Here is a 21,389-nt window from a genome sequence, read left to right on the forward strand (position 1 = left end):
GGCATTGCCGCTCACGCTGAGCAGGTCTGTTGTCTGCGCGCCAGTCAGTTCAACGTCATTACCCACCGCCACGCCGGTGCCGTTGGCCGTATTACCCTGAACACCACTGCCGTTACTGCCGGTGATATTGGCATGGATATCTAACCCAGTCCCCTCTGCGCTGCTGCCGTTGAGGGTGGCGTTATCCAACACCGTGTCACCCGTCACTTTCACGCCGCTGCCATTGGTCGAACTGCCGTTGACCGTGCCGCCCCTGACCGCGCCATTGAGCCGTACTCCATCACCCTCCGTCGATTTGCCGTTCACCGCCGTATTGCCATGATTGATTATTGGCCCGCTGATATTCATGCCGGTGCCATTCGTGGCTTCGCCCGCTAACGACACGTTATCCAGCGTATTGTTGCCGTTAAGCTTCACGCCGGTTCCGCTCTCACCGCTGGCATTGCCGGTTATCTCCAGCAAATCCGTGGTTGCGCTCCCAGTAAGATCAACATCATGACCAACATTCACGCCAGTGCCATTCACCGTATCGCCAAGCACCACGCTGTTTTCACTGCCCGTGAGATTGCCACTAATATTCACGCCCGTGCCATCTGCACTGTTCCCCGTCAGGGTGGTGTTCGCCAGTGTCGTTTCACCGCTCACTATCACCCCACTGCCGTTTGCCGAATGACCACTCACCACAATGTCGGCCAGCATGCCACTGACCTCTACCCCAGTACCGGATTTAGATGCAGTACCACTAAAGGTTGCCTTGCCTTTTCCTTTGTTGGTCACTGGTTCGATGATCACCAAGGCGGTACCATTCACCGTAGTGCCACTGAGACTGGTATTACTTAAATCATTATTCCCCTGGAGTTTTATCCCCGTCCCTGTCTCTGCGACAGCCGCACCCTGCAGCGTCAAAAGATCAGCCTGACTGGTGCCAGTAACATGTAAATTCTGCGCGATATCAATACCAACACCTGTTCCATCGGTGGTGCCATTGATACGGCTTTGGTGTACCCCTTTAATGTCACTGGTTATCTCAACGCCTTTGCCATTCGTCGTACTGCCATCGAGTGTTGAATTATCTAATACGGTGAGCGTAATACTGTTGGTGTTAAGCGCTGAATCAATTTTGACCCCACTGCCATTCATCGAAACACCGGTCAATGTGCTCTTTAATATCGTGGCATTACCACTCACTCTCAGACCTTCCCCCTCAGTTGAATGACCGGTGATGTTAATACGACTAATTTGATGGTCTGAATTGAAAAGATGCGCACCGCTTCCTTGTATACTTTTCCCATCGATTCTCACCGAGCCGTTACTATTATTCTCGATGCCAGAAAGCGCGACGCCCGAGCGAGCATGACTACTCCCTTGGATTAAAGTGTCACCCTCACCGCTCAATATCAGGGTGTTATTATTGGTGAAAAAATCAAGGCCAGTGCCACTGACTGATCGCCCCTCCATCATCAATACACCATCATTATTCACGGTTAATGGGGGGGAACCAGAATGCGTGATGCCATCGCCACCCGCGCTATCTTCTTGTACGCCGTTGTTTTTACCCAAAAAAGAAAGCTGGCTGCCCTTGGCAATGTTCAGTGTATTGTCACCAGAGAAATCGATGCCTTTTCGCCCACTACCCGCGCCTTCAGTCTCCCCTTGGAAGGCGATATTCCCTCGAGTAAATAACGTGGTGTTGGCCCTAAATCCTATTCCCGCCCCCTGCGCCGTATTCTGTGCTTGGCCGATAAATACCCCATTCTTAGCATTGATGGTGTTATTTCCCTCCAAGCTTAATGCCGCGCTTTGCGCTTCAGGTAATGCCGATAATGTTTCAGCATTAATAGAGACATTCCCCGCTGCGGCATTCAAATCAAAATTAGCTAAATGCACATAGCCAGCGCCGGCAGATGAACCGTTAATCTCAATATTATTCCCAACAGAGGTCAGACTGGCATTTGATATGACAATAGAAGTGCCTTGATGACTGCTATTGCTGCTTTCACCTATCAGGGTGATATTCCCTTGAGCAGAAATATTATTACGTAAGGCATCTGAATTACCTTGGATAGTGATCCCTGTTTCGCTTCCACTTGTTATGCCAACCAAAGCGATATTGCCATTAGCCCCTAATGTTGTATTTGAATTTAGCCAAACCCCTTTATTCGTCGAAGTCACATTCGCATTAATATCCCCTAGCGTTGCCGTCAACTGACTATTACTCAATGAAATACCCTCTGCCCCAGAGACTTTAGCCTCCAGACTGATATTTTGACCACTGACGGTTGAACCATTGAACATGACGGCCTGGTTAGTAGGCGTCAGAATAGTGCCATTGAAGTGGATAGTGATATCGCCAGAGTGAGCCGTGATAGTCGAATCATCGAAAGCCATCCCTCCCCATGCACTGCCATTAGCCTGAAATGAGATATTCTTCTCGCTGCTAATTGTTGCATTTGAGAATGAACTGACCCATGTCGCTTTAGAGTTTGAGGTCAGAACGAAGGTCATATTACCGGCACTGGCGAGTGTGGAATTATCGGATATCTCGATACCCCGCCACCCTTGCCCATTACTATTGCTGCTCTCGCCCAATATTTTTGCTTCACCCGCCACAGTAATATTCGCTGACTGACTGATATTCACTCCCACTTGTGAAGCCACACCAGAATTTCCTTCTAGCGTCAGGTTGCCGACAGTATATTGTCCGCCCATGAGGATAATACCGGCCGTGTTATTTTCTTTGGCATGCCTAGCGAGAAGATCACCTTCATTCAATATCACACGGCTATTATTTAAGGTAATGGTGGAATCGACTGTCGAATTACCTGACAATAAATTAAGATTCAACTTTCCCATACTAGAAGTAATATTATTATCAATCTCAATATTGCCATCAGCCAGTAATGTTAGCGTTGCCTCTGTGCCCGCTGTTTTATTGATATCTGCACTGAGTGTGATATTGCACCAGCGACAATTATCAACCAAATCTCGATTACTGGTTGTAATAGTGACATTAGATCCCGCATCAAGCTGAGCATTAATACTGCTATTTAATATTTGAGATACGTTTGCCGTCGGGGTGAAAACCTGTGCATTTGATACATATCCTGCTGGAATCTCACCAGTTTGAATAAATGTTCCACTCTCATTACCATCGCCGACGATAGTGACCTCAGCCGGATCAAGCAACCAACGCCCCTTGCGGCCATTTAGCGAAGCAACATCAATCTGGCCCAAAGCGGTTAAAATCTGCGTACTGGAGGTTTCCACCTGTCCGCCATGCCCTGATTGGCCCCCGCCTCTAGCCGCGATATTCCCCTCAAAATGGGTGTACCGTTCAGACCACAACACCACCGTTCCGCCCGGCCCAAGACGGGAGGCAGAAGCATCAATGTGCGCGCCTTTCTCCATAACGACAGAATGAGCATTCCTTAGCTGACTCTTTTTGCCCTGCCACTCCCCTCCAACCAAAACGGTGCCGCCCCCAGCAAAACCACTCACATCAATTTTACTGCCTGAGACCAAACGAATTCGTTGCCCCTCAAGAACCGCCCGCCCCCCACGTCCCTGTGGGTTACTCACATCGATCGCCCCTCGCTGGCTTATGACCCCGTCATCCCCACCATCGAGATGAATAACGCCCATTTTTTCGACTAATCCACGTGCCTGTAAAATACCGGTGTTATCAATCACGGTATCCATTAATGCCTCTTTACCATGGGCCGTCAGTTGAATAACACCGCCATCGGCCCTCACTAACCCCCCATTTTGTAGCAAGGTCGCCACTTGCCTCCCCTGAATTTGTACACCGATTAAATTGCCCTCATCCAGATTAAGCGTGACGTTTTGCCCAGCCGTGAAGAGCGTTTTCCCCTGGGGGGTATCAATAAAACCTGAGTGTTGGTTATCCACCTGCAACCCAACCAGCGCGATATATCCCCCTGTGGTAGCACTTAAATTGGCTTGGTTGACGACTCGCCCCTCGAGCCTGCTACTTGTCAGCTTGTAGTTTCCACCAATAAAATCCTGATTTGACATTGACTTAGTGCTAGCAACTAGCCCCCTCACATTTACTTCCGCACCTTTCGCGAAGAGAACACCATTCGGATTGAGGAGAAAAACCTGCCCATTCGCACTCAGCCTGCCGTGTATTTGTGACCCGTTGTTACCCAATACGCGGTTCAAAACCATACTCTGGCTGCTCGGCTGGTGATAAGTCACACTATGTCCCTGAGCGATGTCGTAGCTCCCCCAATTAATGGCTAATTTATCGGTTTGCTGTGTCACAGTGAGAGTACGGTTATCAATATTCATTTCACCTAGCCCAACAACAATATTGCCGTTAACGGGTAAGGGAGGATGGGCTAATAAACGCCAAGGCAATGTACCTAAAACGAATCCCACTAGCATGGCTAGGCGATTTAATATTCCTGGCTTAGGATTTTTATCTTTAATCACTGCCCTGCTTGCTGATGAAAACGATTTGCCACAGGCGCGGATGAACTCCCCCACAGCGACTAAACATCCCAATCGGCGGCAGAAAATAAGTTTGTACAATTTACAGTTCATGATTCACATCCAATAAATCGACAGATATGCCGGTAAGCGCTAAAACATTTTGTAAGCGCTGAGCCAAAACTGATCGTTATCCGGATTGCGTGCCACAGCCTGACCGGTTCGATGCGCCCAAATCAAATTCAAGGAATAATCGGCTGGACGTGCGAAAGTAAGATAGGAGCCAAACCCCGATAAATTAATATTATTTTCTGACAGGCTCGCGATAGGTTGGCGATAATAAGCCCCCCAGCCCTGATCGAAGAATGCAGCAAAGGTAATGTGATTTCCCTCACCCACCCATGTGGGCAACTTAGGTTGCCATCGAGCCCGTAACTCTGTCGTGAACAACACGCCTTTATCCACGGAACCTTCACCAATACCATAGGCTCGCACCGCTAATGGCCCGCCCAATAATAACTTTTGTGAGCTATCCAGATTTTTACTGGCCATTTGCCCACTCAATTGGTTGAAGAAAAAGAAATAAGGTCCAAGTCCTTGATCATGAGCAACACGATAATTCAAACGCGCAAAGTCACCACTAATATTGGAAACGCTATTGATGATTTGGCTATATTCGTCATCCAATGAAAGATGTCCTACCGTCCCCAATAAATTAAAATGGCTGATCCCACGATATAATGCAGAAAAACGACCACTCACACCTATTTCACCTGCATTAAGGTTGCGTTTTTGCTCGGGAATAATAATGAGCGAATCACGCATTCGGCTGTAATAGTAGCCAACATTGGCATCAATTCGTGCTGCGGAATGACGTATCCATGGGTGGCGTAAATTAACGCCCCATGTATTGGCATGACCATGTGCATTTAAAGGTTCGAAAGGTCCAGTCAAGGTATAATTGAGATGGCTATAATCAAGTGCCGCACGAGTACCATAACTATTAATTGGAAAGTTATAATCTAATCGCCCATTAAAAACGTCTGTCGAACTGGATACAATAAGATCTGTGCGCAGTTGGTCGCTCCAACCCGTCAGGTTATTGACGGCGCCCCCCGCTAATAACCGGTTATGCCCAGAATAATCATTCCCTTGATTATCCAGCCCGAGGTAACCCATGGCGATGTTGTCTGGTGTAATGTCGGCATATATGCGTGTCGTGCCGGGTTCTGTACCCGGTTTCAAGGCCAAAGAAGCGGCGATGCCGGGTATTTCGTTCAGTATGAGCGCCGTACGCTCGATATGTGATAATTCAGCGGGTGAAGCCGAACAATCTTTCTCACCGAAAAAACCTACTTTTCTAATACAACTATTACTCTCGATCACAGCGGTCGCAAATGACGAATTCAATCGGCTCTGATTATTCACATCAGGTTTATCTAATTTTCCTACAATCACACGCACGACAACAATACCATCACGAACCCTTTGCGGGGGTAATATTGCCTGAGCCGCGATCCAGCCTTGTTGGCGATAAAAACGCGTTATTGCCAAGACCATCATTTGTAAATCAGAGAATGTTAATGACCGACCTAACCAAGGAGCAATAACGGCTTGCAATTTTTGGTCACGCCCTGCGGAATATGACTGCTTGGCAGACAACAAGAATGTATCGCCCTCTATTCTTACCTCGCGTAAAGTGACTTTACTTGACGCACGAGGGCTTTCAGCGAGCGAAAAGGGAATTGATCGTGGGAGTATAATTTCTGCCGAATGAGGCGCAAGTAATGGCTCTATCGTCGTTTGCCGTATTTCATTGCCAATCGCACCCGCATTAGGCACCTGTCTTATTGGCGGCGCAGAAATGAGTGACGAGCAAAAAAAAACAATAGTCAGTATTATGCTAATCTTCAATAATTGATGAGGAAATAAATTTTCGGGACAAAGAAAATGTCGCATACCAATACGCTCATATATTATAGAAACAATACCAACCAAAACAATAACCGTTATTATTATTTATTGTTGGCCCGAAAAATTAACCGCATTCAATTGGCAATTACATTGGCTATAAAAAATCCATTAATAGGTATCCCTTTCGAGAATTTAATTCACCCTTTGGTGTATCAGCCTAATGTAGCGGAGATATTTATCACAAATAGTTATTTAAGATAAATAATAAATCAATAACATTAAATAATAGTAAGTTGTTATAAAATATAATTTCAAAAAGATATCATTCGACATTAATTGCAAGATAACAGCATAACTCAATGAATATTATGGAGTAAAAATAAAAAACCCATTTAAATATAAAAAACAGAATAAAATTAATATAACGAGAGATTATAAAAAAATATCAAAATAAAAAAACAAGACTAACAAGCCGTACAAAACACATGTCAACTCCTCATATATAATATATAAAAATAAAAACCTGCATTAATTAGCAGGTTTCATTGATGACAAATACACTTATTCTCGCGTTGATGACAACGGCTTAGTTATCCATTTTGGCGAATACGAGACACCAAGTCATTAATTCCATCAATATGTGGTGCAGCTAATATTAATGTCGCCCCCAATCTCAGTGATTGGCGTTGGCAAGCGCGGCGCATCTCCTCATCAGCAATGTTGTCTAAATCAGCCACGTGTGCCAAACCAATGGTGCGACGAATCAGCTCACTCCCGCAATAACCCACTGTATCAACCCAAACCTGTTGCAGAAATTGTTGCGCATAACCTGGTGTCGCCAATACCGAATCTTGCGTTTTTTCCTGACTTAATGCCAAAAAGCGGTGGGCAAATGTATCCCAAATAAGGTGAATATCCGCGAGTCGTTGCTCACGGCCTGCTGCCGCATCTCGTGGGCCAGACAAACCCGGTAATCCACAATAATTAAGCAGTAAATTCCCTAATGCAGTGCCAATATCAAATCCGATTGGGCCATAGAAACCAAATTCAGCATCGATGGCTTTAAGACGCCCCTTGGCAACAAAAATTGACCCGCTGTGGATATCCCCGTGCAGCAATGCTTCTGCCTTAGTGAGGAAGCGATGTTTAAGCGAAGCCACCGCCAGTTTCAGTGCGTTATCCTGCCGTAATGCCAGCACATCCGGCAATAATGCTGGATCAAAATTATTACGCTCATGATCGATATACGGATCAGTAAAGAACAGATCTTCAGTGATTTGGCACAATTCAGGGTTGGTATAGCGACTTACGGCCGCTTTTTTAGCTTGTGCTGACTGATAAAAATCCGAGGTATGAAACAGAGTTTGCGCCAGATATTCACCTAGTTGGGATGCTGCTTGCGGGTAATATTTCCCCTGAATCAGTTCACTGCGCCATATTTGATGGTCGGATAAGTCTTCTTGCACCATGACAGCCAGTTCCGCATCGTGATGCAGGACATTCACCGTATGGTCTGGACAGAATTGGCTATGTGTCAGCAAGGTTTCGGCCTCAATTCTGGCGCGATCCAGCGTTAATGGCCAAGATTCACCAACACAGCGCACATAGGGCAGCGCCTGTTTAACAATCACTTGGCTAACACCTGCGGCATCACGGATTTTAAACACGAGATTGAGGTTACCGTCCCCAATTTCATCCGCTGAAATCAAGGTCTGTGGATCAGCCACTTGACCAAATTGGCGAGCGTATTCAACGGCATCTGCAGCAGTAAAGGTATAGTAGCGCGACATTCTCAACCTCTTTGTTCTATTCTGATTCTGTTCTACTCACCGCCAACTATTTACTTAGCCGTGAAATCATTATGCGTTAAAGTAAAAACATTTCTTATTTAGGCGTAAAAGCGTATGGACGTCTATACATCTGAAATGCATGTTGGCAGAATTAGAAACCAGATGCAATAACGCAACATGGATTTAACTGACAATGCAGACTTTTAACAGGCACGACTCACAGACCAGCGATTTACAGATAATCGATTTCCAGACCACCGATTTACAGACGACCAGCTTAAGAATTGTTGATGGTCAGCTCTGGATACTTGATCAGCAGGCATTGCCGCAACGTCAGGTATGGCTGCTAGCCGATACAGTGGCATTGCTGATTGAGCATATTCAAACTTTGCGAGTCCGTGGAGCGCCGTTGATTGGGCTATCTGCCAGCCTTTTACTCGCTTTGTTAGCCGCTCGTGGTTTGTCGCAAGCTCAACTTGAACAAGCGTTGATTGCCTTGCGAGAATCTCGTCCTACTGCCGTCAATTTGATGAATAATCTGGCACGGATGCAACAAGCTCTGCTGCAAGCCGATTGGGTGACGGCGATGGCTCATGAAGCGCTACGTCTCGTGGATGAAGACCGTGAATTGTGTGAGCGCATTGCTCAGCATGGCGCAGCATTAGTGAAACCGGGCAGTAACCTACTCACCCACTGCAATACCGGTGGTTTAGCCACTGCGGGTATCGGTACCGCTATCGGCGTGTTACTGCGTGCGCATCAACAAGGCAATGTCCGTCAGGTCTGGGTCGATGAAACTCGTCCCTTATTGCAAGGCGGGCGGCTAACCGCGTGGGAATTGGGTGAGTTGGGTATTCCATATCAGTTGATTTGTGATTCGATGGCGGCCAGCTTGATGGCACAGGGTCAAGTGGATGCCGTTTGGGTCGGGGCGGATCGTATTGCCGCCAATGGTGATGTCGCGAATAAAATTGGCACTTACAGTCTCGCGGTGCTCGCACATTACCATCGTATTCCTTTCTACGTTGCCGCCCCGCATACCACTCATGATCCTGCCTGCCCTAACGGCGCGGCAATCCCCATTGAGCAGCGTGCTGCCAGTGAAGTAATGGGTGTCTCGGGGAGTTTTGGTCATTGCCAGTGGGCACCGCAAGATGCCGCCGTGTATAACCCAGCGTTTGATGTCACACCAGCGGCACTGATCAGCGGTTGGGTGTTGGATAGCGGTGTTATCACGCCAGAGCAAGTCGTCGCCGGATACTTCCAGCCGCATCAAGCTGACAGATAAAACCTCAACATCAAACTGACAAACAAATCCTCAAAGTCATTGACGTTGCAGGTAGGCAGCAAGCAAACGCATCCCGATGAGCTTACTCAAGTAAGTGATTCGGGTAAGTGAGCGAAGCTAACAACCCTGCAGCGTCAAGGACGAAGAGGATTACTTCAAACGAGGATAATGACTCGCTATCCCATCCCCGGTAAAATTCGCCACCCACCCTTCCGGATTATCAAACACCCGAATGGCAGTAAAATTCGGTTCTGACCCCATGTCGAACCAATGGCGTGTATTGGCGGGCACGGACAGTAGGTCATTCTTTTCACATAAGATTTGGTATATTTTTCCGTTCAGATGCAAACAGAATAGCCCATAGCCCTCGACGAAGAATCGTACCTCATCCTCACCGTGCGTATGCTCAGACAAAAATTTCTCACGCAAAACTTCGCGCTGCGCGTTATCGGGGCGCATGCTGATCACATCCCAACTCTGATAGCCCTTCTCAGCCACCAGCCGGTCAATTTCATGCTGATAAGCCGCAATCACCGTCTCTGGTTGTGGGTTCTCTCCCAGCTCACGATCGGCTTGCCAGCGCTCAAAACGCACCCCAATCTCGGTCAGTTGCTGCTGAATCTCGCTGGCATCGTCGCTTTGCCACAGTAATTTATCGGGCTGCTGGTCACTGTAAATCGTTAATCCGCTCATGTTATTTTGTCCTTTTTCGCGCGTTAAATGGCTAAACCGATCTGATCGAAACGGTTTACTTGGCGGTGACGGCTCTCGCTATCAGGGAGGTCACGAATTAACTGACAGGTATGCCAGCCTGCGAGCTGTGCCGCATCCAGTTCTTGGCGGATATCTGATAAAAACAGCAATGATTGAGGCGCAATGCCTAGCTGGTTGGCGATATTTTCGTAAGCACTCACTTCTCGCTTGGCCCCTACATGGGTATCAAAGTAGCCGCTGAATAAGGGGCGTAAATCCCCTGCATCACTGTAGCCAAACAGTAATTTCTGTGCAGCAACCGAGCCCGATGAATAGACATAAAGCCCCACCCCTTGCTGCTGCCAATCAGCCAATTGTTGAGCAACCTCGGGATACAAATGACCGCGAAAATCCCCTTGCAGATAGCCAGTGCGCCAGATGATGCCCTGAAGGGCTTTCAGCGTGGTGGATTTACGATCTTCATCCATAAATTGGTGTAAGGCCGCAGTCAGCGTATCAAGATCTGCGTCTGGCTGAGCCAGTTCACGGCGTAAATCCGCCAGCAATGCGGCAATCTCGTCTTCTTGCTGGTGCTCAAGCAGGAAGGAAGTCAGCCGTTCGCGTGCATAAGGGAATAAGACTTGATGAACGAAACGGATGTCCGTGGTGGTGCCTTCAATATCAGTCACAATGGCCTGAATCATTTTGCCTCCAGATTTGTGGGGGTAGCTTCAAGCAACCGCCGTTGCAGTTCACACTGGAATAAAAACTCCAGCCCTTCTAAATGGCGACGAGCCTCAGCCACACTCGATCCCCAGCAATATAGGCCATGACCGCGCACCAAAAACCCGTATTGCAAGGGCCGGTTATCCGCTAATGCCAAAACGCGCTGCGCCAAGGCAGGAATATCCTGATCGTTATCAAAAATCGGGATCACGACGCTATCTAAGTGGCTGCGCTGCCCTGACAGCGATTTTTGCATTTCATAGCCTTGCAGCACGAGTGCATTACTGCGTTCGACCCGTGATAGCACCGTCGCATTCACCGAATGAGTGTGTAATACCGCATTGATTTGAGGATCCAGGCGATAAAGCAAGGTATGCAGACCCGTCTCGGCCGAGGGGATACGACCGCTAGGGACATGGTTATTGGCGGTCTCCACCAACAAAAAATCATCGGCAGTCAGGCTGCCTTTGTCTTTGCCAGACTCAGTGACCCAGCATTGCTCTGAATCTATCCGCAAGGACATATTACCGCCAGTCGCCGGGCACCAGCCCTTTTCGCCGATCCAGTGGCAGGCGGCTAACAGCGCGCCAAGTTGTGCATTTTCTGTCATTGCATATCCCGTAGTGGTGTTGGTGTGCCATGACAGGTTGCCACGACAATCAGCCTGACGACGATGCTTAGCACATTTTTATCTATGCTTAGCAGAAATACGTCATTTAGCCGTTTATACATCTAAGCGTCTTGATTGCCAAATATTAACATCGTGTTATATTGGCGGCAACATACAGCATCAGGAGTCGTTCCCTGCCATGAGCACTTTATCATTTATTCCAGACAGTAAATTGCCCGCACAAGGCACAACAATCTTTACACAAATGAGTGCCTTGGCGCAGAAACACCAAGCAATTAACTTGTCGCAGGGGTTCCCAGATTTTGATGGTCCAGACTATTTAAAACAACGTTTGGCTTATCATGTCAGCCAAGGCGCTAACCAATATGCTCCGATGACAGGCGTCGCACCGCTGCGAAATGCCATCGCCGAGAAAACCGCCAAAGTCTACGGCTGGCAACCGGATGCTGATAACGAAATTACGGTTACGACCGGTGCGAGCGAAGCGCTATTTGCGGCAATTACCGCATTAGTGCGCCCCGGCGATGAAGTCATTTGCTTTGACCCAAGCTACGACAGCTATGCGCCAGTGGTTAAATTGGCGGGTGGTATTCTCAAGCGTATTGCACTTAAGCCCCCAGCGTTTAACACCGATTGGGCTGAGTTTGCCGATCTGGTGTCAGAGCGTACGCGATTGGTTATCGTGAATACCCCCCATAATCCGTCAGCGACCGTATGGCGTGCGGCAGATTTTGAGCAGCTGTGGCAAGTGATTGCCGAGCGCAATATTTATGTACTCAGCGATGAAGTGTACGAGCACATCTGCTTTAGCACCGCAGGCCATGCCAGCGTACTGGCACACCCGCAATTACGCCAACGGGCCATCGCGGTTTCCTCGTTCGGTAAAACCTTTCATATGACCGGTTGGAAGGTGGGTTATTGCATCGCACCCGCCGCTATCACTGCTGAAGTCCGCAAAATCCATCAATACCTGACATTCTCCGTTTGCACGCCAGTGCAACTGGCATTGGCCGATATGCTGAATGCTGAGCCTGAACATTGGCAACAATTGCCCGAATTTTATCGCGCTCGCCGCGATCGCTTCGTTCAGGCACTGTCCACCAGCCGCCTGAAAATATTGCCGAGCGAAGGAACCTACTTCTTGTTAGCGAATTACAGCGAGATTTCAGATCTTGATGATGTTGAATTCTGCAAATGGTTGACTGAACAGGTGGGGGTGGCCGCCATTCCGTTATCGGTATTCTGTGAAGGCCCCTTCCCCCATAAACTGATCCGGTTGTGCTTCGCCAAACAGGATGTCACGCTGGATGCCGCTGCGGAGCGATTATGTCAACTTTAAAACTGACCCTGCTGCAACAGCCGTTGGTTTGGTTAGATGCTCAGGCAAACTTGCGTCATTTTGACATGCTGCTGGGGTCATTACGCCAACGCGATGTGATCATCCTGCCCGAGATGTTTACCACCGGTTTTTCCATGAATGCGGCAGAAGATACCTTGCCTGAAGCGGATATTGTCACTTGGTTACGCTACTGGTCTAGCCAAACAGATGCGCTGATCGGCGGGAGTGTGGCGGTGAAAACGCCCAGCGGGGCAGTTAACCGTTTCCTGCTGGTCGAACCTAGCGGCAAAGTTCATCACTACGATAAGCGTCACTTATTCCGCATGGCGGGTGAGCACCAATCTTATGCGGCGGGTGCAGTGCGCACCGTGGTGGAATGGCGCGGTTGGCGGATTTTGCCGCTAATCTGTTATGACCTGCGTTTTCCGGTATGGTCACGCAATCAGCAAGACTATGATTTAGCGTTGTATGTGGCGAATTGGCCCAGTGCGCGCGCAAAAGTCTGGCAAACCTTGCTGGCGGCTCGTGCGATGGAAAATCAAGTTTACGTTGCAGGATGTAATCGAGTGGGCCACGACGATAACGGCCATCACTATCAGGGCGATAGCCTGATTTTGGATATGCAGGGTGAGATCCTAGCCCAAGCGGAACCCGAACAGGCCGCTATATTGGAAGCAGAATTGTCGCTGGAAGCATTACAAACTTACCGTGAGGCCTTTCCCGCTTGGCGCGATGCCGACAAATTTTTAATCGTGTCATGACGGCCAAAAACGGATAGTTGTTGAAATTGATAGTGGCTGAAATTGATAGTGGCTGAGATTGATCGTTGCCGAAAACTGAAAATTGCCGACAACGGATCATGATTGTCGGCACCTAAATTGTGCTGCGTTAAGGTAATGTCACGCCATTCTCGGCCTGATAAACGCCCCAAGCGGCCTGTAATCCCGCCCCTTGAATCGTGGAAAAGCCGAGGCGGTTCAATACCGCTTCGAGCGCAACCAGTGTCAACATCACGCAATCTTTACGGGCGTTATACCCCATGGTGCCAATTCGCCAAATTTTGCCTTTCAGCGGCCCGAATGAAGTACCTATCTCGATACCAAAATCATTTAGCATCAATTGCCGTACTTGTTCGCCGTGGATCCCATCAGGAATAATGACCCCAAGCACATTATTCATGCGGTGCTGGAGATCACCAAAAACCGCCAGCCCCATCCCTTGGACGCCAGCCAGTAACGCCGCGCCGTGCAAAGCATGGCGAGCAATACCAATATCTAGCCCTTCCTCTAAGATGACGCGGGCACATTCTCTTGCGGCAAACAGCATACTGGTCGCTTCCGTGTGATGATTGAGCCGCTCTGGCCCCCAATAATCCATGATCATGCCCAGATCAAAGTAATTGGAGTAAATCATCTCTTCATCGCCGTCAGTATGTTCTTGCGTGCGAATCCCTTGCTCAATACATTTGCGACGACGTATTTGTTCGGCAAATTGTGGACTAAGCGTGATCGGCGCGCTGCCAGATGGCCCTCCGAGGCATTTTTGCAATCCAGCCGATACCGCATCTAGCCCCCAAGCATCGGTTTCCAATGGGTTTCCGCCTAAAGAAGCGGTCGCATCGGTGTAGAACAACACCTGATGGCGACGGCAAATTTCACCTAGCTCAGCCAAGGGCTGCAACAGAGTGGTTGAAGTATCCCCTTGCACCGTCAACAACAAGCGCGGGCGCACTTGCTTGATAGCATCTTCAATACGGTCTGGGCTAAACACTTCGCCCCAGGGCACTTCAATGGCATGAACCTCGGCGCGGCAACGGCGGGCTATCTCACACAATAAATGGCCGAAACGGCCAAAGACCGGTACCAGCACTTTATCGCCAGGGCGGATAATGGATAGCAACACTGCCTCGATACCAGCGCGGGAAGTACCATCAATGAGCATTGTCCACGGGTTTTCAGTACGAAAAACACCGCGATACAGTGCCATTACTTGATTCATGTAATCGGTCATGGCCGGATCGTATTGCCCGATGAGTTGGCTGGACATTGCACGTAACACGCGAGGGTCGGCATTGATGGGTCCCGGCCCCATCAGTAACCGTGCCGGTGGATTGATTTGGCTGAACAATTTTCCTTGCATCTCCAAACGCGCATTTGTTTCTGACATAAAAACCGACCTCAAATCATTCCACTCAATAATCCATCACCCTATCCCACTGGGAGGGAATTAGAAATGCATCCGGTTCGAAATGAATTCGTCAAAGTTAAATTATCACTTGGTTTATCATTATTAATTATCTAATACTGTCCGACTTCTTCATTCAGAATACTGCATCATGAAACAAAAAATCCAAAATGCCGGTTTAAGTCCTACCTTGATCGTCTTGATGTCGGTCGCGACCGGTCTCGCGGTAGCCAGTAACTATTATGCTCAACCGCTACTGGAAACCATCGCGCAAGCCTTTAATCTCTCAGTCAATCAGGCCGGATTTATCGTGACGGCCGCCCAGCTCGGTTACGCCGTCGGGTTGATGTTTTTGGTGCCACTGGGGGATATGTTTGAACGCCGTGGGCTCATCGTGGGTATGACGTTATTGGCCGCGGGTGGCATGCTGATCACCGCAATGTCGCAAAACCTCACCATGATGATTGTGGGTACTGCGCTTACCGGATTGTTTTCCGTCGTGGCCCAGCTATTAGTGCCTTTAGCAGCCACATTAGCCGCACCAGAAAAGCGCGGCAAAGTGGTCGGTATCATCATGAGCGGCTTGCTGCTGGGGATATTACTGGCACGGACCGTCGCGGGCGCTTTAGCCTCCATCGGTGGCTGGCGCACGATTTATTGGGTCGCGAGTGCGCTGATGTTTATCATGGCATTAGTGTTGTGGCGTTACTTACCTCGCTATAAACAGCATTCCGGCCTGAATTACGGCCAATTGCTTAGCTCCATTTTCGCGTTGTTTATCCGTACTCCAGTGCTGCGTACCCGCGCGCTACTCGGCGCATTCTCTTTTGCCAACTTTAGTGTCTTATGGACCTCAATGGCCTTCTTGCTGGCCTCACCACCATTCGGTTATTCCGAAGCAACTATTGGGCTATTTGGCCTGGTAGGTGCGGCAGGGGCATTGATGGCAACAAAAGCCGGTCAACTGGCTGATAAGGGAAAAGCTCGCATCACCACCAGCGTTGGATTGGGATTATTGTTACTGTCATGGGTACCTATCGCTTTAGGGCAGCACTCAATCATCGCGCTGATTATTGGCATTGTCATACTCGACCTGGCGGTACAGGGAGTACATGTGACCAATCAGAGCGTGATATATCGCATGATGCCGGAAGCCAGAAACCGGTTAACCGCAGGCTATATGACCACCTACTTTATTGGTGGGGCATTAGGTTCGTTAATTTCGGCTGCGGCTTACCAACACGCCGGTTGGTATGGCGTTGCCACTGCTGGTTTGGTGCTCTGCACATTGAATATCGCCACTTGGCTAGCGGGTAAAAGGTTCGATCCCGCGGCCGATCACCCCGTCGAATAACTCGATTAGTTAGCTAGCTAATAATCGAGGCAGATATAAATTTGGGTTATAGGGTATTAAGACAATTCGCACTCTGTTAATGTTACACCATGTATTTTATTACCCTATGAATCCATTTTTATGCAAAGCCAAATTACCGATGCCCCTCCGGCGGCTCAGCCAACGGCCACCTTCATCGAGGGGATTACCGATAGCTTACCCATCGTTATTGGCTACCTGCCGGTGGCTTTTGCCTTTGGTCTCAGTTCGGTAAAACTTGGTTTTAGTCCGTGGGAAGCCATCTTCTTTTCTTGCATCATCTATGCGGGTGCCAGCCAATTTGTCATCACTGCGCTATTGAGCGCCGGCATGTCTTTGTGGGTTTCAGCCTTGACCGTGATGGCAATGGACATACGCCATATTTTGTATGGACCGGCCCTCAAACACCGTATTTTGGCAAAACTCTCTGGTAAAAAAACAGCTTTGTGGGCCTTCGGTTTGACGGATGAAGTCTTCGCCGCTGCAACGACCAAACTCATGAATGACCAACGGCGCTGGAGCGAAAATTGGATGCTCGGCATCGCTGCTACTTCTTGGCTTTCTTGGGTGGCAGGTACGGCTATCGGGGCGATGTTTGGTAATGGGCCTCTGGAGAACTTCCCCGCCATTGAAGCTTCGCTCTCTTTTATGTTGCCGGCACTGTTCCTGAGTTTCCTGCTGGCGTCATTTAAGCGCCAATACAGTCTGACGGTTATTGCCTCGCTGACAGGGGCATTACTGGGTGCACTCTTGTTCTCTATCCCCGTCGCGATTTTAGCGGGCATTGGGGGTGGATGCTTAGCGGCCCTGCTTCAACCCACACCTGAAGTCAGTACCGAACAAGATAAGGCGCGTCAACAGGAGTCAGCACCATGAATACGGATGTTTTGATCATCGGTTTAGTCGTGGGAACCGTGAATTATCTGTTCCGCTATTTACCCTTGCGCTTAGGGCCAGCGCGTAAGCAAGCAGGTTTGCAGCGGGGGAAAATATCCCTGTTACTCGACAGCATTGGTATCGCTTCAATTTGCGCCTTACTGGTGGTATCCAGTACGCCGGAGATCGTCCATAACCCGCAGAAGCTCATTCCTACACTGATTGGTTTTTTGGTGATTTGTGGCTGCTTTTATAAAACCAACAGTATTATCTTCGCCACCTTACTCGGCGCACTGAGTTACGGTCTAACATTCAAGCTTCTTATGATTCTGTCGTAATGATTTTCCTGAATTGTGAGCTATAACATAATATCCCTACAATTAATGATACCAATTACTCACTAACAGTGACTGAATAACACTAATTGCTAAATATTTATCGAATTATACCGTTTACATTATTAATAACTATCGTTACTGTACCATTTGAAATTAATGAGGCTCCTTATAATGGAAAGTTCGTTTAGTCCCATAGAACAGATGCTTAATTCTCGTGCGAAACGCCAAAAGGATTTCCCCTATCAGGAAATTCTGCTGACACGTTTGTGTATGCATATGCACAGCAAGTTGCTGGAAAACCGCAACAAAATGCTAAAAGCACAAGGGATTAACGAAACCCTGTTTATGGCACTCATTACGCTGGAAGCACAAGAAAGCCACAGTATTCAGCCATCAGAATTAAGTGCTGCGCTGGGGTCTTCGCGTACTAACGCCACCCGCATTGCTGACGAATTGGAAAAAAAGGGCTGGATTGAGCGCCGCGAAAGCCAAAATGACCGCCGCTGTCTGTACTTGCATTTGACCGAAGCGGGCCTTGAGTTTTTAAACCAGTTGCTCCCTCCACAGCATAAATGTCTGCATTTTCTTTGGTCGACACTCGACGCTAACGAACAGCAACAGCTTGAAGCGCTAACGCGTAAGTTACTGACTCGTTTGGATGAAATGGAAATACCAGAGCAGTAATTCCATCAGTTTACTCCGGTAAATAGCTATGACACTCGTACATAGTCGGAGAGTCACGCCCGTCAAAAGGCAAAGGTATTGGGCACGATGAACCGTTGATCAGCCAGTCACAATATCGATAGCAGTCAGTAAAACTTACCGCCAGCAGCCATTTTGCTGGCCTTTTTGGTTTGATCCGTTCATTCGGTAGCGGCTCCTCAGCCCCTGTCATTGATGGCTCACAGAATAAAATACTAACAGGCGTGGAGAACACCATGAGTACGAGCGCGGAAAATCAGACCCCGCAACAGCCACAAAATAATAAAAAGACACAGCGTAAACGCGTGATGCTGTTGCTGACGGTCATTTTTATTATTATCGGTGTCGCTTACCTAGTGTATTGGTTCTTGGTGTTGCGTCATCACCAAGAGACGGATAATGCGTATGTTTCTGGCAACCAAGTCCAGATTATGTCGCAGGTTTCGGGCAGCGTGATTAGCGTCAATTTTGAGAATACCGATTTTGTCAAAAGTGGCGATATCTTAGTGACCCTAGATCCCACTGATGCCGAGCAGGCATTTGAGCAGGCGAAAACTACCCTCGCCAGCAGTGTGCGCCAAACCCACCAGCTCCTGATTAATGGCAAAGAGTATCAAGCCAACATTGCGCTGAAAAAGACACAATTAAGCCAAGCGCAAAATGACTTACAGCGCCGAGTCGTACTGGGTGCAGCGGCTGCGATTGGCCGAGAAGAATTACAACACGCCCGCGATGCGGTTGATGCCGCCCAAGCGTCCCTTGATGTGGCAATACAGCAGTTCAACGCCAACCAAGCGTTAGTGCTGAATACGCCATTGGAGAAACAACCCGCCGTTGAACAAGCCGCAGCCAAGCTGCGCGATGCTTGGTTAGCGTTGCAGCGCACGAAAATTGTCAGTCCCGTCACCGGCTATGTTTCGCGCCGCAGTGTGCAAGTGGGTGCTGAAATTACTAGCGGTACGCCGTTAATGGCGGTGGTGGCCTCTGAGCAGCTATGGATTGACGCTAACTTTAAAGAAACTCAATTAGCCAATATGCGCATTGGTCAACCCGCCACTATCGTCACTGATTTCTATGGTGATGACGTGGTTTATCAGGGCAAAGTTGTCGGTTTGGATATGGGGACAGGTAGCGCCTTTTCACTCTTACCAGCACAGAATGCGACTGGTAACTGGATAAAAGTCGTGCAACGTTTGCCGGTTCGTATTGCACTGGATGCCACACAACTGGCTGAGCATCCGCTGCGTATTGGCCTATCAACTACCGTCAGAGTTGACACTGCCAATGCTGACGGACAAGTGCTAGCCAAAGACGTGCGTAAAGATCCCGCCTTTATCACTGATGCCTTGTCACTGGATTTAGCGCCGGTGAATCAAGTGATTAGCGATATTATTCATGCGAATGCCGGTTAATGTGCATGCAAACGCAGATTAAGTGCGGAGGCCATCGTGGCACAAAAACCGCTTGAAGGTGCCCAACTTGCTTGGATGACGGTCGCACTATCATTAGCGACCTTCATGCAAGTGCTGGACTCTACCATTGCTAACGTGGCGATCCCAACGATAGCGGGCGACTTGGGTTCATCCAACTCGCAAGGCACGTGGGTGATTACCTCTTTTGGCGTGGCGAATGCGATCTCTATCCCCATCACCGGTTGGCTAGCAAAGCGCATCGGTGAAGTGCGATTGTTCCTGTGGGCAACAGGACTATTTGCACTCGCATCATGGCTATGCGGCATTTCAAACAGCTTAGGGATGCTCATCTTTTTCCGAGTGATTCAGGGTTTAGTGGCTGGGCCACTGATTCCGTTATCTCAAAGCTTACTGCTGAATAACTATCCCCCCGCGAAGCGAAGTATGGCCTTGGCATTGTGGTCGATGACCATTGTCGTGGCCCCTATCTTCGGGCCGATTCTAGGCGGTTACATCAGTGATAACTACCACTGGGGCTGGATTTTCTTCATCAACATCCCGATCGGGCTTGTGGTCATTCTAATGGCTGGCAGTACCCTGAAAGGGCGAGAAACCAAAACTGAAATCAAGCCTATCGATACTGTGGGTCTGGTGTTATTGGTGGTTGGTATTGGCGCCTTACAAATCATGCTCGACCAAGGTAAGGAGCTGGATTGGTTTAACTCGACCGAGATTATCGTCCTGACGGTCATTGCCGTGATTGCCATTACCTTCTTGATTGTTTGGGAGCTGACCGACGACCACCCTGTCATCGATTTATCGTTATTCAAATCGAGAAACTTTACCATTGGGTGTTTGTGTATCAGTTTGGCCTATATGTTGTACTTCGGTGCCATTGTCTTGCTGCCGCAACTCCTTCAAGAAGTCTATGGCTACACGGCAACTTGGGCCGGTTTGGCTTCCGCCCCTGTCGGGATATTGCCAGTATTGCTGTCACCGATTATTGGCCGTTTCTCTCACCGTATTGATATGCGGCAGCTAGTCACATTCAGCTTCATTATGTACGCGGTTTGTTTCTACTGGCGAGCATATACATTCGAACCGGGGATGGATTTTGGCGCGTCAGCATGGCCGCAGTTTGTGCAAGGCTTTGCCATTGCCTGCTTCTTTATGCCACTGACAGCCATTACCCTCTCGGGCTTACCACCTGAGCGCATGGCGGCGGCATCTAGCTTATCTAACTTCCTGCGAACATTGGCGGGGTCAATTGGTACGTCGATCACGACAACGTTGTGGACGCAGAGAGAGTCGATGCATCACTCGCAGCTGACCGAGTTTGTTAACCCGTTCAACCCGAATGCGACGCAGACTTATCAGGAGTTGGAAAAACTGGGCATGAGCCAGCAGCAAGCCTCAGCCTATATTGCGCGAGAGATTACCAATCAAGGGCTGATTATCTCAGCAAATGAGATCTTTTGGCTTTCAGCGACCGTATTTTTGCTCCTGCTCGCACTGGTTTGGTTTGCCAAACCGCCCTTCACTTCCGGAGGCGGAGGAGGTGGCGCGCACTAGTTGCATCAACGCGATTTAGGACGGGCCAAACCCAATAAAAAGGGCGCTGAAGATTAACTTCAGCGCCCTTTTTTACTGATGACATCTTTACGAACAGCTC

16 protein-coding genes are annotated in these 21,389 nt (G+C 48.8%); 9 read left to right on the top strand and 7 right to left on the bottom strand.

Translation table 11 applies throughout. The features are described from left to right. From BN68_RS20015 to mtnK, 3 genes are all read right to left on the bottom strand, one after another. A partial coding sequence (locus BN68_RS20015; RefSeq protein ID WP_042807007.1) for a two-partner secretion domain-containing protein occupies positions 1-4,566 on the bottom strand: 4,566 nt, incomplete at its 3' end. Positions 4,567-4,605: 39 nt separating this feature from the next. Next, complete coding sequence (locus tag BN68_RS20020) at positions 4,606-6,411, bottom strand: ShlB/FhaC/HecB family hemolysin secretion/activation protein (protein WP_042807008.1); 1,806 nt, start codon at positions 6,409-6,411, stop codon at positions 4,606-4,608. Between the two features lie 545 nt (positions 6,412-6,956). Next, a complete protein-coding gene (gene mtnK / locus BN68_RS20025; protein WP_019212976.1) occupies positions 6,957-8,156 on the bottom strand; it encodes an S-methyl-5-thioribose kinase in 1,200 nt (399 codons plus the stop codon). 193 nt (positions 8,157-8,349) lie between these two features. Here mtnK and mtnA point away from each other — a divergent pair, with 193 nt between their 5' ends. After that, positions 8,350-9,444, top strand: coding sequence for an S-methyl-5-thioribose-1-phosphate isomerase (gene mtnA / locus BN68_RS20030; RefSeq protein ID WP_019212977.1), 1,095 nt, complete (start codon positions 8,350-8,352; stop codon positions 9,442-9,444). Positions 9,445-9,594: 150 nt separating this feature from the next. Here mtnA and BN68_RS20035 read toward each other — a convergent pair whose 3' ends face one another. Genes BN68_RS20035 through BN68_RS20045 form a run of 3 tightly spaced genes read right to left on the bottom strand, consistent with a single transcriptional unit; the run spans position 9,595 to position 11,473 of the window. Continuing rightward, a complete protein-coding gene (locus BN68_RS20035; RefSeq protein WP_019212978.1) occupies positions 9,595-10,137 on the bottom strand; it encodes a 1,2-dihydroxy-3-keto-5-methylthiopentene dioxygenase in 543 nt (180 codons plus the stop codon). A 23-nt stretch (positions 10,138-10,160) separates the two neighbouring features. Then, positions 10,161-10,841, bottom strand: a complete 681-nt coding sequence (mtnC, locus tag BN68_RS20040) for an acireductone synthase (protein WP_019212979.1) — start codon at positions 10,839-10,841, stop codon at positions 10,161-10,163. Beyond that, positions 10,838-11,473: a methylthioribulose 1-phosphate dehydratase gene (locus BN68_RS20045; protein ID WP_042807009.1), complete on the bottom strand. Its 636-nt coding sequence runs from the start codon at positions 11,471-11,473 to the stop codon at positions 10,838-10,840. Before BN68_RS20045 ends, mtnC begins: the two co-directional genes overlap by 4 nt. Before the next feature lie 199 nt (positions 11,474-11,672). On the opposite strand from BN68_RS20045, the gene BN68_RS20050 reads away from it, so the two are divergent. Further along, positions 11,673-12,833: a pyridoxal phosphate-dependent aminotransferase gene (locus BN68_RS20050; protein WP_019212980.1), complete on the top strand. Its 1,161-nt coding sequence runs from the start codon at positions 11,673-11,675 to the stop codon at positions 12,831-12,833. Then, a complete protein-coding gene (locus BN68_RS20055; protein WP_019212981.1) occupies positions 12,821-13,594 on the top strand; it encodes an amidohydrolase in 774 nt (257 codons plus the stop codon). The genes BN68_RS20050 and BN68_RS20055 overlap by 13 nt, the downstream gene beginning before the upstream one ends. A 127-nt stretch (positions 13,595-13,721) precedes the next feature. Here the strand turns inward: BN68_RS20055 and BN68_RS20060 are convergent, their stop codons facing one another. Next, complete coding sequence (locus BN68_RS20060) at positions 13,722-14,999, bottom strand: pyridoxal-phosphate-dependent aminotransferase family protein (protein WP_019212982.1); 1,278 nt, start codon at positions 14,997-14,999, stop codon at positions 13,722-13,724. A gap of 169 nt (positions 15,000-15,168) precedes the next feature. Here BN68_RS20060 and BN68_RS20065 point away from each other — a divergent pair, with 169 nt between their 5' ends. From BN68_RS20065 to emrB, 6 genes are all read left to right on the top strand, one after another. Continuing rightward, positions 15,169-16,371: an MFS transporter gene (locus BN68_RS20065; protein ID WP_019212983.1), complete on the top strand. Its 1,203-nt coding sequence runs from the start codon at positions 15,169-15,171 to the stop codon at positions 16,369-16,371. 120 nt (positions 16,372-16,491) lie between these two features. Further along, positions 16,492-17,265: an AzlC family ABC transporter permease gene (locus BN68_RS20070; RefSeq protein ID WP_019212984.1), complete on the top strand. Its 774-nt coding sequence runs from the start codon at positions 16,492-16,494 to the stop codon at positions 17,263-17,265. Further along, positions 17,262-17,603: an L-valine transporter subunit YgaH gene (ygaH, locus tag BN68_RS20075; protein ID WP_019212985.1), complete on the top strand. Its 342-nt coding sequence runs from the start codon at positions 17,262-17,264 to the stop codon at positions 17,601-17,603. Before BN68_RS20070 ends, ygaH begins: the two co-directional genes overlap by 4 nt. Before the next feature lie 171 nt (positions 17,604-17,774). Next, positions 17,775-18,287 carry a transcriptional repressor MprA gene (gene mprA, locus BN68_RS20080; RefSeq protein WP_019212986.1) on the top strand — a complete coding sequence of 171 codons (513 nt, stop codon included), beginning with the start codon at positions 17,775-17,777 and terminating at the stop codon, positions 18,285-18,287. A 254-nt stretch (positions 18,288-18,541) separates the two neighbouring features. Beyond that, positions 18,542-19,717: a multidrug efflux MFS transporter periplasmic adaptor subunit EmrA gene (gene emrA, locus BN68_RS20085; RefSeq protein WP_019212987.1), complete on the top strand. Its 1,176-nt coding sequence runs from the start codon at positions 18,542-18,544 to the stop codon at positions 19,715-19,717. A 33-nt stretch (positions 19,718-19,750) separates the two neighbouring features. Continuing rightward, on the top strand, positions 19,751-21,289 hold the full coding sequence (emrB, locus tag BN68_RS20090) for a multidrug efflux MFS transporter permease subunit EmrB (protein ID WP_186375653.1): 1,539 nt from the start codon (positions 19,751-19,753) through the stop codon (positions 21,287-21,289). The last annotated feature ends 100 nt before the right edge of the window (positions 21,290-21,389 follow it).

Source organism: Yersinia massiliensis CCUG 53443 (assembly GCF_000312485.1).
GTDB lineage: Bacteria > Pseudomonadota > Gammaproteobacteria > Enterobacterales > Enterobacteriaceae > Yersinia > Yersinia massiliensis.

What these genes read in the sequence shown, in the direction of transcription:
- BN68_RS20020 (WP_042807008.1), bottom strand. Translation starts at nt 6,411, where the DNA reads ATGCGACATTTTCTTTGTCCCGAAAATTTATTTCCTCATCAATTATTG.
- mtnK (WP_019212976.1), bottom strand. Translation starts at nt 8,156, where the DNA reads ATGTCGCGCTACTATACCTTTACTGCTGCAGATGCCGTTGAATACGCT.
- mtnA (WP_019212977.1), top strand. Translation starts at nt 8,350, where the DNA reads ATGCAGACTTTTAACAGGCACGACTCACAGACCAGCGATTTACAGATA.
- BN68_RS20035 (WP_019212978.1), bottom strand. Translation starts at nt 10,137, where the DNA reads ATGAGCGGATTAACGATTTACAGTGACCAGCAGCCCGATAAATTACTG.
- mtnC (WP_019212979.1), bottom strand. Translation starts at nt 10,841, where the DNA reads ATGATTCAGGCCATTGTGACTGATATTGAAGGCACCACCACGGACATC.
- BN68_RS20045 (WP_042807009.1), bottom strand. Translation starts at nt 11,473, where the DNA reads ATGACAGAAAATGCACAACTTGGCGCGCTGTTAGCCGCCTGCCACTGG.
- BN68_RS20050 (WP_019212980.1), top strand. Translation starts at nt 11,673, where the DNA reads ATGAGCACTTTATCATTTATTCCAGACAGTAAATTGCCCGCACAAGGC.
- BN68_RS20055 (WP_019212981.1), top strand. Translation starts at nt 12,821, where the DNA reads ATGTCAACTTTAAAACTGACCCTGCTGCAACAGCCGTTGGTTTGGTTA.
- BN68_RS20060 (WP_019212982.1), bottom strand. Translation starts at nt 14,999, where the DNA reads ATGTCAGAAACAAATGCGCGTTTGGAGATGCAAGGAAAATTGTTCAGC.
- BN68_RS20065 (WP_019212983.1), top strand. Translation starts at nt 15,169, where the DNA reads ATGAAACAAAAAATCCAAAATGCCGGTTTAAGTCCTACCTTGATCGTC.
- BN68_RS20070 (WP_019212984.1), top strand. Translation starts at nt 16,492, where the DNA reads ATGCAAAGCCAAATTACCGATGCCCCTCCGGCGGCTCAGCCAACGGCC.
- ygaH (WP_019212985.1), top strand. Translation starts at nt 17,262, where the DNA reads ATGAATACGGATGTTTTGATCATCGGTTTAGTCGTGGGAACCGTGAAT.
- mprA (WP_019212986.1), top strand. Translation starts at nt 17,775, where the DNA reads ATGGAAAGTTCGTTTAGTCCCATAGAACAGATGCTTAATTCTCGTGCG.
- emrA (WP_019212987.1), top strand. Translation starts at nt 18,542, where the DNA reads ATGAGTACGAGCGCGGAAAATCAGACCCCGCAACAGCCACAAAATAAT.